This is a genomic window from Segatella copri, assembly GCF_026015465.1.
Taxonomy (GTDB): domain Bacteria; phylum Bacteroidota; class Bacteroidia; order Bacteroidales; family Bacteroidaceae; genus Prevotella; species Prevotella copri_E.
Window position 1 is genome coordinate 165,635 of record NZ_JAPDUQ010000004.1, and the last position, 14,228, is coordinate 179,862.

Below are 14,228 nucleotides of genomic sequence, written 5' to 3' on the forward strand. Positions count from 1 at the left end.
AGAGTGAAGAAATTTAAAAATCATATTAATGAAAGAACAGAAGGACGTCAGGCAGCGTATCGAAGAAGGTGAGTTTGCACAGAGTGCAGAAATCAGTGCGAGCTATCTGGATGAGGACATCTTGATTATAGATAATGTCAAGGTGTTGCAGAACCCCGACCCTATGAGATTCCAGATGAACATGATTGCATCCTGTCAGAGAGGCAGCCTGAGAGCTGAACTCAACGGGCGGGAATTCACCGTGGAGAAGGGCGATATATTTATCAGTCCGCCTAACTCTATTCTCGACATCAAAGAGGTGTCGGAAGATTTTGCATGCACAGCCATGTGTGTCAGCAATCACGGCTTGCTTGGTATTCTTCGTTCTCATATCTCGGTATGGAACCGTGCCATGTATGTGAGCAAGGTTTCGGTGTTGAAGATGAACGAGGTGGATATGGTATTCTATTCTAAGTTTACCGACTTGGTGCGCCTCTGTCTGGATCCTAAGTTCAACGACCGCAGTTCGTGGAAACCATATCGCCGTGAGATTGTGGAGACGCTCTTGAAGAGTGCTCTCCTTGCCGTGAGCAATCTTTTGCTGACAGATCTCCCGAAAGAAACTTTGGGAACCAGTGCCAGCGATTTCTTTGATAAGTTTCTGGAGATGTTGCAGCAGAGCGAAATCAAGCATCAGCCTGTAGAATATTTTGCGCAGCAGCTTTGCATCACGCCAAAATATCTCTCCATCATCTGCAAGCGCCATTCCGGCAAGACAGCCATTGAGTGGATTACAGAGTATACGCTTGCTGATATCACCTATTATCTCCGTTCTACAACGAAAATAATCAAGGAGATTTCAGGTATACTGGGCTTCTCCAATACCTCATTCTTCGGTAAATATGTAAGAGAGCATCTGCACATGTCACCTCTGAAGTATCGTGAAAGTTTGAGAAAACAATAACAGCAAAATAAAAGAGGGTGTGTCATAAGTCTGTGACGCACCCCTTTTTATTTTTTGCCTTTTCACAGATACGAAATCTTTAAAAAACATTTTTATTTACAACAAAGCCCAAACTTTCACAAGCTCGGGCTTTGCCTTTCCGCAAAAGATTTGTATCTTTGCAGAAAACTTCTTTAAGTATGGCAAAGATACAAATAAAATCTGAAACTCGGCACGAATTGAGCTTTTTTCCTAACTCTTTCGATGATTATGTGCCAAAAGACAGCAAAGTTCGTATGGTGGATCGTATTGTTCGCAGTATGGACATCAACCCTCTCATGGATACCTATGATGGGATTGGTGCTCCTCCTTACAGTCCGAAGATGCTTCTAAGTTTAGTTGTTTTTGCCTATATCAATGGCGTTTATTCCTGTCGTGGCATAGCGGACGCACTTAAATACGATGTTCGCTATATGTGGATTTGTGGAGGTAAGCAATTATCTTTCGCAACAATCAACCGCTTTAGATCCAATCATATGATTAAATGCATCGACTTTTATTTTGATGCAGTCGTCTCCATATTGGTTGAAAAGGGCGTGATTAGTCTGGAGGAACAATATGTTGATGGCACTAAGATAGAGTCGAAAGCAAACAAGTACACGTTTGTATGGAAGAAGACTGTGGAAAAGAACAGGGCTAAGCTCTTGGAAAAGACCTCTGCTGCATTGGCTCAGATAAAAGAACAAATTCGCCTGAATGGCGGGAGTGACATTAAGGAAGAAGACAGCGAGCCAGCCACTTCCGCCAAGGATGTAGAGAGAAGTGCACGTTTGTGTGAGAGGCAAGCTAAGAACCTTCCTAAGGCAAAGCTTACAGGAAGAGAGAAGCAAAAGCTAAATACTCAGATAGATCACTTGTTCAAAGCCTCGGACAAACTGTGCGAGTATGAAAAATCACTGGATATACTGGGCGAGAGAAACAGTTACTCCAAGACTGATCCCGATGCGACCTTCATGCGCCTCAAGGAAGATGCCATGAACAATGGGCAGACAAAGCCTGCCTATAACCTTCAAATTGCGACAGAGAATCAATATTGGACGAATTTCGCCCTTTATCCCAATCCAACAGACACCCTGACCTTCAAGCCTTTTTTGGATAAGTACAAGAAAAGATATGGAAAGCAATCCAAGAGCGTCACCGCAGACTCAGGGTATGGCTCGGAGGAGAACTACGAGTACCTAGAGATGGAAGAAATGATGGGTTATGTAAAGTACAACTGGTTTCACAAGGAACAGCATAAGCCTTTCAAGGAGGATGCCTTCAACCAAGCGAACTTCTACTACAACAGGGATGATGACTATTATGTCTGCCCCATGGGACAACACATGGAACCTTGTGGACAACGGCAAACGAAAAGTGACTCCGGCTATGTGTCTGTCATTACATTATATAGAGCACAACGATGTGATGGATGTCCGCTTGGAAGTCTCTGCAAGAAATCCAAAGGCAACAGAACCATATATGTCAACCATAAACTGAATGCATATAAAAAGGAAGCCTTCCTGCTACTAACGTCTGAAGAGGGCTTGAAACACAGAAGCCAGCGACCGATAGAGCCGGAAGCTGTATTTGGGCAGATGAAGGCGGATATGCATTATAAGCGATTCAGGCATTTTGGAATGGACAAGGTTTATATGGATCTAGGATTGTTCGGAATGGGATTCAATTTGAAGAAATATTTGGGTATAAAATGATAAAACTCAATTTTGGTTGTTTTATCGTCAGGGATAACTATGCCCTTTTGTGAACTTCTTGCCTGTTTATAATAGAGAAGATCGGAAAAAGTAAAATTTGCAGACGATATAATATGATTCCCTTTTTGGAATAGGCTACGATACTTCTAGGATTATGCAATAAATAACATAAAAGAGGGTGCGCGTAACTACTCAGCACCCCCTATGGGCATGAGTAATCGTCTTACTGTTGTACTACAGCAAGAATTGCATTGAATTTCGAATTTCCGTTCTTCATAGCAGTTTCAGCGATGGAGTGCAGCTTGGCAAAATCATCGGCACCGCCGTCTGTTCGGAAGCAACCACTGACTTTCTGTTTTATCTTGATTTTCCTAACTCCCCGCTCACTGGCATTGTTATCGTATGGCACACTTGGATTGGAGAGAAAGGTGAACAGGTAGTCTTTGACCTTAAGGATACCTCTCTTGAATTTCTCAAACTCGTTATCTAAATGCGTGAGGCTTTCACCCAAGAGGTTCTTCATCTTAGTCTTCAGTACTTTTATCTTTCTAGAGGTAATGTTGCCCTCTCTTCTGAGATTTATAGAGTGTTCTATCAGTTGGATGAATCTCCGTGCCCAGTCCTGGTTTGAATCCAATTCGTTCAGATACTCTGCATTCCTAAGGAGATGAGCCAGACAGACCTGATGATCCTTAACATTCATCTTGAAGTAGCTCTGGTGTCTGTCTGTCACAAGTGTCGAATAGGGAAGTCCCTTTGGAAACTTGGAATCTATGGCCTTCTGACCTCGCGATTCTGACTGGAACACGTATGTAAGCAGGTCGTTCTGGAATATCCAGTTCCAATGCAGATGCTTTCCTACCGCAGCACCTGTTTCATCGGCTCCTACGACAGACGCTGTTTCCAGCCTCTTGCGTATTTCCTCGTATGCACTATCTGCCTTGCCGCTATTCTCTTTGAGTATGTTCTGCACTGTTCCCTCACTTATATTCTGGCCGGACAGGTCGGATATAAGTTCTGCAATCCTTTTGAACGGAATACACTGCACTACATTGAGGTATGTCACCAGTGCACGGAGGTTGTCACCATACTTGATACGACAGTTGGGAGCTTCGCAGTTGTTTACGCAACCGCATTCACAGACCTTCTCGTAATACTGTTCCTCACAGGTCTCTACGACCACCTTGATATCAACAATCTGTGTCTTACGGATCTTCTGGCATGGTATATCAATCAAGAGCCGACCACAGCATTTACAATAGACTGGTTCGTGCTTTACAATTACGTCTGGTTCTGCAACAGTCTGTAGTGTGTGCCCCTTGTGGCCAGGCTGTCCACCGCTCGGCTTTCCGCTTGGCTTGCGAAGAGACTTTGTCCTGCGCTGCTCACGAGAAGCGATACTTTCTTGGGATGGAGGGATACTACTGTTGCTGCTGTTTTTCTCGGGCTTCCCTGGTGTACTTGACGTATCGTCAGCAGCTTCCTCGAGTTCCTTGATGCGCTCTTTAGCAACGGCAAGTTCTGTCTTTAGATTATGTATCTCTACGTCCTTCTGGTTAATGACACGATTGAGGCGTCCGATCTCCTCTGTCTTCTCGGAGTCGGACTTCTCAAGCTTGCGCAGACGCTGGTTTATCTGGCGCAAAACAATATCTATGTCAGTACAGTCGTTTGCCATTGTTTTTGGTGCAAAGATAAGCATTTTTATCCACATGGCAAAATCACGATTTACATCCCTTAACGCAGACTTTTGACTTGTGGAAAATGCAAAAACGTATCTCCTGCCAGATAAATTGTTGAAGGGCGATAATAGCCAAAGGAGACTTGCTGGCAGCATCACCGAAAAAGAACTCGCAAAATGAGCTGTTTTAAACAACCTACGTCCTCACCCACTCAATCATTAAAGAGTTTGTAATGATGATGAAAATAAGCAAAATCAAGTTTATGCTTTATTAACGAGAAGTTTTCTATAGGGGTGCTGAGTAGTTACGGGTGCGCCATAGACTTATGACACACCCTCTTTTTGTTTCTATCAAATAGGGTGGAGCTGGAGGGATTCGAACCCTCGTCCGCACAAGGAAACCATACGCTTTCTACATGCTTATTCCAGCCTTCGGTTTTCGAGGCATGACAGGACCTGGACCACCAATCATACCCTTATCCTCTAAAAATTCATCCATGCAACGAGGCGTACATGAACTATTTCCGATTTACCTGCACCGCTTGATCAACAAGATTCGGAACAACATCCGTTGAGCGATGTCTCGTTCCAGCACCCTGTGCTGGAATAAAGCTAGTTTACTATACTTCGACTAGGCAGCGAGAGCGTAGTTATTTTCGCCAATTAATTTTTTGTTCACTAGGATTTAGGAGGTAGCCAACGAGCCTCCGCATGCTTACGTACCATTTCATCTCGCCGTCAAATCCAGTCAACCCCGAGAATTTTCTGATATTGGGTGCAAAGATAAGGCGAAAATTTGAAATTACCAAATATTTTTAGGGAAAAAACTGCCAGCATCCTCATTTTCATTATTTTTAGGTATTGCATACCTTCTTAGAAATATGTACCTTTGCAGCCTGATTTAAGATAGTAATAATGATTATGAATATGCTAAATAAGAAAATAACTTGGAGAAAACAACATAAATGGTTAGGTATCGGTATGAGCTTTTTCATGCTGATGTTCTGCTTGTCGGGTATTTTGCTCAACCACCGTTCGCTTATCAAAGATGTGGACGTGAGCAGGAAATATCTGCCAAGTCGCTATGAATTTAAGAATTGGAATGGCGGGTTGCTGAGGGGAACGCTTGCTTTGGATGATGCCATATTGATGTATGGAAACGGGGGAATCTGGCAAACGGATTCTACAGCATCCACATTCAAGGACTTTAATAAGGGGATTCCAGCAGGAGCAGACTGCCGACAGATAAGAAATGTTATCAGAACGGATGATGGTTCTGTCTGGTCGGTATCTCCATTTTCACTCTACCGGTTGGGGAGTCACAAAATATGGAAAAGCGTAACTCTTCCAACAGAGCCGGAAGAGAAGTTGAGCGACATTTCTGCTCATGGAGATACGCTTTTGGTTCTCAGCCGTTCCTATGCTTATGTTTCCTTGCCACCTTATCAGAACTTCCACCGGATAGAATTGCCTATGCCAAAGGAGTATGATGGGAAGGTTACAGTCTTTCGTACGATATGGCTGCTTCACAGTGGAGAGTTGTTTGGCAGCATTGGTAAACTCATCGTAGATGGCATTGCCATCATCCTGGTGTTGCTCTGCATCTCAGGTCTTATCTTCTGGTTAAAGCCTAAACAGAAGAGGTTGCTTCGCTTTTCGCTACAATGGCATGACAAAATAGGCCGATACACCATCATGCTTACTTTGTTGATAGCCCTGACAGGTTGGTGCCTTCGTCCACCTGTGATGATAGCCTTGGTGTTGAACAAGATGCCGTCTATTCCTGGGACGACGCTTCATAGCAAGAACCCTTGGAATGACAAACTCCGTGTGGTGCGTTATGATGAAAAGTTCGGTGACTGGCTCTTGTCAACTTCGGATGGTTTCTTTTCCGTGAATTTCCAGACAGGAAAGTTGGAGTCAATCCCCAATACTCCACCAGTCAGTGTTATGGGATTGAATGTCCTTCAGCAAAACAAAGATGGTAAATGGTATTGCGGTTCGTTTAGTGGTCTCTTTGTTTGGGATAGAGTAAAGGGGACAACCGTTGATTATTCTACCGGGAAAGCTGCTTTAAAGAACGCTGGCGCACCATTCGGAAAAAAGGCGATAGCAGGTATGAGCCAGGATTTCTCTGATACGCCTGTCATTGCTGAGTATAATGAAGGAACCGACTTTGCGCCACAACCCGCTTATATGAACCAACTGCCCATGTCATTATGGAATGTGGCTCTGGAGGCTCATAGCGGTAGAATCTTCATAGGTAGTATTGCTACATATATATTTATCTTCGTGATGGGAATACTTGCCGTATGGTGCCTTTGGTCTGGGTATGTCATTAGACTGGTGAAGAAAAAATAAAAAAAAGTTTGAATGCGTTGTTTTAATTGCCATATTGCCATATTGTATGTGTAAATGGTTGATACTCAACGTAAAAGTACGTATGGCAATTCTCGGAAAAGCGCCGGAATTGCCATATATTGTTATTGTGAGAATTAGTACCCTCATTTTCGTCGCGACGTATCTGATGCTGCGTCGTGACGCAGTTGTTGTTACGTCGCGATGTATCAGATGCTACGTCGGGACGAAATTTCTTCCGCATCGATGGCGAAGTTATGAATAAAGATTGTTCATGGCAATATATGGCAGATAACCCCTAAAAATAAAGAATTGCCATACCCTTAACAGCTTTGTAATCAGAGAGATTACTGGCTGATATGGCAATATGGCAATTCTTGAAAGAAAAATATTTAAAAATAAATCTTGTTACTTCACGCTCCACTCAAACAAACCGCAGGAATGAGTTTCTGGCTGCTTCAGTTCGAGCTTAACTGCCTTGGTCTTCACTGGGTCGAAATTCACGATGCAGGCTACACCACGCTTGCATGGATAAGCATCGGCTCCTGGAACTTCCTTCCAGTTGCCTGCCTCGTCCTGATAGTAGAGTTTCCAGCTGTCTGGTACCTTGCAACCGCCCCATGGCTGGTCGTCGTACCAATATACGGTGCTGGTCTTGATTTCCTTGCTCTCAGGGAAGGTGTAGGTAATCCACTCTGTGGTGTTCTTCTTTGGCCACCAGTGGATGTATGGGATAGAACGGTCGTTCTCATCGGCAGGAACCAGTCCGTCGGTAATGCTGCTCTTGGCAGGCACTGGAGATGAGAATTCTACCTTAGCCTGTGCTGCGAGAGTTGCAGGAGCTGATGGCTTTGCTGCCTTGACATCCTGTGGCAACCATACCTTCATGTTGCCGTTGCCACGATGAGCCCAGGCGAAGTATGGGATGAGAGTCAGGGTCTGGTCCTTGGTACTCAGCTTGCCGCTCTTGTCGTAGGCGAGAGTCTGCACGTTCTCGGTCAAGGTCTCCATATTCTGACCCTTGTAGAGTGTCAGTACATTCTTATATTTAGGGGCGATGAAACCATCGTACGAGAGCTTGCCCTCAGCGAACTGAGGTTCGCGGTTCTCCAGGATGCTCATGATGTCGAAGCCCTTGTTGTCTGGCCACTCTGCACAATATACAATAGGACCACGCTCGATGCTGATGCAGCCACGGTCGGCCTCTACCTTGTTGTTGGCACGTACGGTGCGCGCCTCCATATCGAAGTGAACGCGAACCACATCGCCCTTCTTCCACTTGCGGTTAATGGTATAATAGCCATCCTCTGTTACCTGGGCTACTACCTTCTTGCCGTTTACGGTGATGGTATAGCCCAGTCGCTTGCCGTCGCTGTAGTAGTAAAGATCGGATGGTACAGGCTGACCCTTCACCCATCCAGGGATGCGGATCTTCATACCGAACTGATCTGCCTTGTTGTCATCCACCTTGATGGCGATATCTCCGTTCCAAGGGTACTGTGTATCCTGGCTCAGAGAAACCTTCTTGCCGGCTACTTTCAGAGAAGAAGAGTTGCTGAGGAAGAGGTTGACATATACATTCTTATCCTTTACGGCATATACATAGCCCGGGAGGGATGGTAGGAAACGGCAGATGTTGCTAGGGCAGCAGGCACAGCCGAACCAAGCCTGACGCTGGTGCTGACCCATGCTCTCCAATGGGTTAGGGTAGAAGAAACCGCCGCCGTCCATGCTCACACCACTGATGAGACCATTGTAGAGGGTACGCTCCAATACATCGTAATATTTGCTCTCGCCATGGAGGAGGAAGAGACGGTAGTTGACATAAACATTGCCGATAGCTGCGCAGGTTTCGCAGTAGGCACTCATGTTAGGCAACTCGTAGTTCTTACCGAAAGCCTCGCCATTGTTGGTGGCTCCGATTCCTCCGGTGATGTAGAGCTTCTTGCTCACGATGTTGTCCCAGATACGGTCGATGGCGTGGATATAGGCGGTATCGCCGGTGAGGGCAGCTACATCTGCCATACCAGCATACATATAGGTAGCACGAACGGCATGACCTACAGCCTCGTCCTGTTCCAAAACCGGTTTGTGGCTCTGAGAATATTCCTGTTTGATAGATGTCTTTCCACGGTAGTCGAGGAAGAACTTAGCCTCTTCGAGATATTTCTTGTTGCCTGTAGCGAGATAGAGCTTGCAGAGCGCCATTTCGGCAATCTGATGTCCCGGTACCACGCAAGCCTGTCCTGGGTTAGGACCTACCTCCTTAACCACGCAGTCGGCATAGCGGATGGCGATATCGAGGAACTTGCGGCTACCTGTAGCCTGCCAGTGAGCCACGGCACCCTCCACCATGTGACCGAGGTTGTAGAGCTCATGGCTCAAGTCTTCCTCCATGCTCCAGCGCTTGTCGCCTGCCCAGAAGTGAGGATGCTTCGGGTTCTGTGTACGGGCGGTATAGAGATATCCGTCAGCCTCCTGAGCCGGAGCGATGATGTCGAGCACACTGTCGATATAAGCCTTTAGCTTCTGGTCTGGATAAGTCTGGAGCACGTAGCTAGCGCCCTCGATAGTCTTGTATGGGTCGGTATCGTCGAAGCTGTAAGGCATCAACTTGCCCACATCGTAACTATCGCTAGGATGTGCAGCGCGCTCAAAGTTCTTGTATCTGCCTTCTGATTCGCACTTGCTGAAAGCCAACGGGATGGTTACCTTGCGAGAGGTCTCGATACGCTGTCCCCAGAACGTATTGTTCCAAACCTTTACTGATGTGAAAGGCACCGGAGTGATAGGATAACCACCCGAGCTCTTGTTCACTTTCTGTGCCGAAGCAGGCATCAATGCCAATGCCGCTAAGGCTGATGTTACTAAAATCTTCTTCATGTATTGCTAGTTTATTTTGTTTGGTTTTTTGTAAGGAATGTATTCATCCCAGAGTTTCAATGAGTGCAGATAGCCTGAGAAAGGCCATGCCTCTTCGGCATTCTTACCCAGAAGCATAAACTGCGAAGGCTTGACGAGGAGCTGGATATCCTTCTGACTGATGAGCTTGTCGTTGATGTAGATGCTCTCGATTCTGCCATCGAAGCAGACATATACGTGCTGCCACTTGCCTTCCAGGGTCTTCATCTCCTTGTAGCCGGCATCCTCATACCATCCGTAGTGGTTCATCACACCGCAGCGTGGTTCGGTGCCGTTTACCAGCATCAGCTTCTCCAGTTCATCGTGAGAAGAGGTGAAATCGGCTACGCATTCATTCTCGGCAATCTCCGGATTCAGAATCCATGCCTCGATGGTGTATGGAGCGTTGTCGCGGATAGTAGCTGGGAGCATGAAGTTGCTTCTGTAACTCTCCTTGCCGGTAAAGGCGAATGCCTTCTTGCCCTCTATGGTCTTGATGATGGCTGCTGTATCGTGCTGTGTCTCAAACTCGCCCTTGAGGTGAACGTCCAGCGGGCTGCCGTTCTTGATGTAAGGCACAGTATCGCCCTCGTTGTAGTAGTCAGCGCTGATATCTACCACCAGTCCCTGACTGTTCTTATCGGCTACAGCCTCACGCACGATGTTGCTCTGGGCATCGAAAGCCTTTTCTGCAGCCTCCTGTTCCCAGTTATAGTAACGGAGATTGGTGATGGAAAATTGTTTTTCGTCTGCACGAATTTCAAGTTTTCCTTTAGAAAGATTCAGACGAGGATCGTTTTCATCTATCTGATGCCAGCTTCCGTTGTCGAAAGCTTGGGCGGTGAGGGTATGCTTGCGTGTCTTGCCGAGCTGTGGATGAATCATCACCAGCTGGGTGCCCGGTTGCAGGGTGATGACATCTTTGCCAGCCATACGCTCTCTGAGGGCGGTGCCTTGAAGGAGCGAAAACTTGCCGGCGAGCATTCCCTCGTTGTTATGCCAGGTAGTGCCATCGAAATCAGCTGCTGTCAGACCGAGCCACTGCTGTGGGGCTGAATCTTCTACAGAACCGTAAACCTTGATGTTCCAGATGGCGCCACCGAAACCGTTCTTCTGTCCGCCGGTATAGGTGAGACGGATGTACTGTGCCTTGGCATTTCCGAAATCTACCATCGGCGAACCAGCCAGACGGTTCTTTCGCTTGTCGGAGAAGGTCTGCCAGTGCTTGCCGTCATTCGATGTCTCGATGAGATACTGATAGAACTGTGTTCCGTATTCAAACTGAGTCCAGATGCTCTTGATGCTCTGCTTCTTGCCCAGGTCAATTTGGATCCAAGCCGGTCCGGTGGTGCGAGGGCGCCAGAGTGTGCCGTTGTTGTCATCAACCGCATATTCCGGACGGAAATCGTTGTCGTAATAAGAGGAAGCTGTAACCTTGGCACCGAAGGCGAGGTTCTTTGCCACCTTCATCTCCGGTTTCAGATCGAGACCTTCGTGGGTTGGAATGACCTCCTTGATGGTACCGTCTGCATTGAATTCGAGTTTATCGACTGCCACCTGACGATGGAATCCACGATTGGAATGTGGATTGTCGTGGCGATGATATACGATGTAGTAGTTGTCACCTTCCTGGAGCACGCTGTTGTGTCCTGGACCATGAACGGTTCCGTCGGCATTGGTCTTGAGGATAGTGCCATGGTAGGTGTAAGGACCCAGTGGATGCTGCGCAGTGGCATAGTCTACACGATAGCTAGCATCCTCGCAGTGTTCGCAAGAATAGAGGAAGTAGTAGATGCCATTGCGCTTGAATACGAATGGAGCCTCAAAGAAGTGAGTAATCTCGGTGTTAGGGATGAGTTTGGTCTCGGAGAATGATTTCATGTCAGGATTCAGCTTACCTGCTCCGCAACCGAAGCCTTTGTAGATGCCCCAGGTGCCCCAATACATATAGACCGAACCATCATCATCTCGGAAGGTCTGACCATCCAGGGTGATGGCATTCTTTACGAATCTGTCTTCCACCAGTACGGCTTCGCTCTCGCCCAGCACATTCTTCCAAGGACCGCGAGGTGTATCGCCCACACCCAGATGGAGCTTGCAAGGCTGGCAGTAGAGATAGTAATACTTGCCGTCGGCTTCGTTCTGCATTACATCGGGTGCCCAGATCCAGTGGCTGTCTGGCCAGTTCATCGGCATCAAGGTCCAGTTCTTGAAATCCTTGCTGCACCAGAGCTGTGCCGGTCCGAAACCGGCTCCGCTACCATCGGTAGTAGCATATATATAATAGGTGTCACCAAACTTCTTGATGGTTGGGTCGGCAAAGTAGCCTGGCAGGATAGGGTTGCCGGTTCCCGGAGTGTTGTAAGCAGCTTTCTGGGCAGCCCCCGTTTGAGGCGCTGCCGCAGCTGCTGTTACGAATAGTGTTACAATTATATTTTTACTAACCATATGAACTTTTTTTTTCTAAATGCTTTTTTATTTCTTGATAACCTTGATGACGAATCCACCGCCAGAAGCAAGTTGAATCTTCATTTCTGATTTCTGATTGATGACAGATTTCTCTATCTTGTAATCCTCGGCATCGTGGTTGGCATTGATGCCATCCTTCAATACGATTGCTTCGTAATCTCCATCCGCGAGGAAATCAAACTTCAGGGTGAGCGTGCGCTCATCCCAGTTGCTCTGACCGCCAACATACCAGTCGTTGCCCTTCTTTCTGGCGGTAACGATATACTTTCCGATTTCGCCTTGTGGCACGATGGTCTTGTCGAAAACTACAGGCAATGAAGCGATGTATCGGGTGTATGGCTCATCCGCCTCATAGTTGGTAGGAGTGTCGGCGAGCATCGTAAACGGACTGTCCTGTACGATGTAGCAGGCAGCCTGGTGGCATCGGGTACCCATCGAAATCGGTTTGGTGTAGATTGCCTTCCAGTTGTCGCGGGTTCCGTTTCTCATCGCTCCCGGTGTGAAATCCACCTGTCCTGCCATCATTCTGATGTATGGGAAGGTGACATCGTAGAGCGGCATATCATTCTTTGCTTCCGTCCAGCGGCATTCTTCCATACCGAAGACACTCTCGTAGTTGAGGATGTTAGGATAGGTGCGGTTCAGGCCGTGTGGCTTGTAGATGCCGTGCAGGTCGAGGATGAGATGATGCTTGGCGGTGCAGGCAGCCAGACGTTCCACCATTTCGATGGCGGTCTGGTCGTCGCGGTCCATAAAATCCACCTTGAAACCCTTGATGCCCATATCGGCATAGGTCTTGCAGATGGTTTCCAGGTTCTCGTCCATCACGTTGAAGACTGCCCAGAGCACGATATCCACGCCCTTGCTCTTACCATATTCTATGAGCTTAGGCAACTGGATATCGTCTATTGGTTTCAGAATGCTTCCCTCTTTCGAGTTGTACCATCCTTCATCAAGGACGATGTATTCCAAACCGTGCTTATGAGCAAAATCTATGTAATATTTGTAAGTATCGAAGTTGATGCCTGCCTTGAAATCCACACCTTTCAGATTCCAGTCGTTCCACCAGTCCCAGGCCACCTTGCCCGGTTTGATCCAGGAAGTATCGCCTATCTTGTTGGGAGCAGCCAGGGCGTACACCAGGTTGTTGGTTGGCATCTGGGTATCGTGTTCTGTGATGGCGAAGATACGCCAAGGATAATTGCGCTTGCCGGTGCTGGTAGCGATATAATCGCAGGTGCTCTTTACATGGCTCATGTGGCGCCAGGGATAGTAAGCCATCTCCTTAGGGTAGGGAGCGAAGGCGGCTCTCAGAATTCCCTTCTCTTTATCCTGTTCGCTGCTGTTAGCCTTCAGCCACATGCTCGGATACTTCTCCAGGTCGCTCTCCAGGATAGTGACTTTCGCCTTTCCGCAATCTATGGTTGCCGGGAGAAAAGCCAAATCCTGCTTAGCGGTATCGAGCCGTGTTTCGTGATAGATATTCTGGAAAGCCATGGCAAAAGGCTTTTCTGGTGTCGTAGTGTATGGCAACCATGCTTTCTTGTCCTTGCCAAACTGGTAGGCGGCGGTTTCATTCAGTATGATGGTCTTGCCTTTTCGCTGGGTATAGAATCGGTAAGCCACTCCCTCATCGTAAGCTCTCAGGATGATGCCGAAACCATTCTTCAGTTTCAGATTCAGTTCCTGATATGCTGTTTCAAAAGTTTTGCTGACGATAGAATGGCGCATGGATGGTTTCCTTATGGTTGCTAAGCTTGTGACTTGCTACCTTCGGATTCTTACCCATGTCCATTCCATCGTTCAGCGTTACACCTATTGAAGACTCCTGTAAAAGAATGGAGCCATTGTATTTAAATTGAAGAGAGAGAGACTTGTTGGTGTTGAGTTCTGCTACGATTTTACCATCTGGTGATTTCACCAGATAGTTCTCTGCCGATACTGTTGCCCCTATATATAATAAGGTGGCGATGAAAAAGAGTTTCTTAACCATAACTTTCTAGGTTTATTGTTGTTTTGTCCGTTTTGTTGTTCGCTTGGTGGCAATGCCTGTATTACCGGATTGCCACAAGTTTTTATTTCTGCTGCAAATTTACGAATAGAATTGTTTATGTAATGCAAAGAAAGTCCAAAATGATGAAAA

Annotated in this window: 8 protein-coding genes and 1 other RNA gene; 3 read left to right on the plus strand and 6 right to left on the minus strand. The window is 46.9% G+C overall.

The window, feature by feature from the left end:
• Positions 1 to 28: 28 nt before the first annotated feature.
• Positions 29 to 943: a helix-turn-helix domain-containing protein gene (locus ONT08_RS14080; RefSeq protein ID WP_264960251.1), complete on the plus strand. Its 915-nt coding sequence runs from the start codon at positions 29 to 31 to the stop codon at positions 941 to 943.
• 179 nt (positions 944 to 1,122) lie between these two features.
• Positions 1,123 to 2,676 (plus strand): IS1182 family transposase, encoded by a 1,554-nt coding sequence (locus ONT08_RS14085; RefSeq protein ID WP_264960252.1) that lies wholly within the window; start codon positions 1,123 to 1,125, stop codon positions 2,674 to 2,676.
• 223 nt (positions 2,677 to 2,899) lie between these two features.
• On the opposite strand, the gene tnpC is transcribed toward ONT08_RS14085, so the two are convergent.
• A complete protein-coding gene (gene tnpC, locus ONT08_RS14090; RefSeq protein WP_264960248.1) occupies positions 2,900 to 4,354 on the minus strand; it encodes an IS66 family transposase in 1,455 nt (484 codons plus the stop codon).
• Positions 4,355 to 4,715: 361 nt separating this feature from the next.
• Positions 4,716 to 5,113: a transfer-messenger RNA gene (gene ssrA / locus ONT08_RS14095) on the minus strand.
• Positions 5,114 to 5,272: 159 nt separating this feature from the next.
• Between ssrA and ONT08_RS14100 the strand changes: the two genes are divergently transcribed.
• Positions 5,273 to 6,718 carry a PepSY domain-containing protein gene (locus ONT08_RS14100; protein ID WP_264960253.1) on the plus strand — a complete coding sequence of 482 codons (1,446 nt, stop codon included), beginning with the start codon at positions 5,273 to 5,275 and terminating at the stop codon, positions 6,716 to 6,718.
• Positions 6,719 to 7,123: 405 nt separating this feature from the next.
• Here the strand turns inward: ONT08_RS14100 and ONT08_RS14105 are convergent, their stop codons facing one another.
• Genes ONT08_RS14105 through ONT08_RS14120 form a run of 4 tightly spaced genes read right to left on the minus strand, consistent with a single transcriptional unit; the run spans position 7,124 to position 14,078 of the window.
• The gene (locus ONT08_RS14105) at positions 7,124 to 9,598 is read right to left on the minus strand and encodes a glycoside hydrolase family 127 protein (protein ID WP_264960254.1); all 2,475 of its coding nucleotides are present in this window, start codon (positions 9,596 to 9,598) and stop codon (positions 7,124 to 7,126) included.
• 6 nt (positions 9,599 to 9,604) lie between these two features.
• On the minus strand, positions 9,605 to 12,064 hold the full coding sequence (locus ONT08_RS14110; RefSeq protein WP_264960255.1) for a family 43 glycosylhydrolase: 2,460 nt from the start codon (positions 12,062 to 12,064) through the stop codon (positions 9,605 to 9,607).
• Positions 12,065 to 12,091: 27 nt separating this feature from the next.
• Positions 12,092 to 13,816: a glycoside hydrolase family 97 protein gene (locus tag ONT08_RS14115; protein WP_264960256.1), complete on the minus strand. Its 1,725-nt coding sequence runs from the start codon at positions 13,814 to 13,816 to the stop codon at positions 12,092 to 12,094.
• The gene (locus tag ONT08_RS14120) at positions 13,785 to 14,078 is read right to left on the minus strand and encodes a glycoside hydrolase family 97 N-terminal domain-containing protein (protein ID WP_264960257.1); all 294 of its coding nucleotides are present in this window, start codon (positions 14,076 to 14,078) and stop codon (positions 13,785 to 13,787) included. The genes ONT08_RS14115 and ONT08_RS14120 overlap by 32 nt, the downstream gene beginning before the upstream one ends.
• Between the last annotated feature and the right edge of the window lie 150 nt (positions 14,079 to 14,228).

What these genes read in the sequence shown, in the direction of transcription:
- ONT08_RS14080 (WP_264960251.1), top strand. Translation starts at nt 29, where the DNA reads ATGAAAGAACAGAAGGACGTCAGGCAGCGTATCGAAGAAGGTGAGTTT.
- ONT08_RS14085 (WP_264960252.1), top strand. Translation starts at nt 1,123, where the DNA reads ATGGCAAAGATACAAATAAAATCTGAAACTCGGCACGAATTGAGCTTT.
- tnpC (WP_264960248.1), bottom strand. Translation starts at nt 4,354, where the DNA reads ATGGCAAACGACTGTACTGACATAGATATTGTTTTGCGCCAGATAAAC.
- ONT08_RS14100 (WP_264960253.1), top strand. Translation starts at nt 5,273, where the DNA reads ATGATTATGAATATGCTAAATAAGAAAATAACTTGGAGAAAACAACAT.
- ONT08_RS14105 (WP_264960254.1), bottom strand. Translation starts at nt 9,598, where the DNA reads ATGAAGAAGATTTTAGTAACATCAGCCTTAGCGGCATTGGCATTGATG.
- ONT08_RS14110 (WP_264960255.1), bottom strand. Translation starts at nt 12,064, where the DNA reads ATGGTTAGTAAAAATATAATTGTAACACTATTCGTAACAGCAGCTGCG.
- ONT08_RS14115 (WP_264960256.1), bottom strand. Translation starts at nt 13,816, where the DNA reads ATGCGCCATTCTATCGTCAGCAAAACTTTTGAAACAGCATATCAGGAA.
- ONT08_RS14120 (WP_264960257.1), bottom strand. Translation starts at nt 14,078, where the DNA reads ATGGTTAAGAAACTCTTTTTCATCGCCACCTTATTATATATAGGGGCA.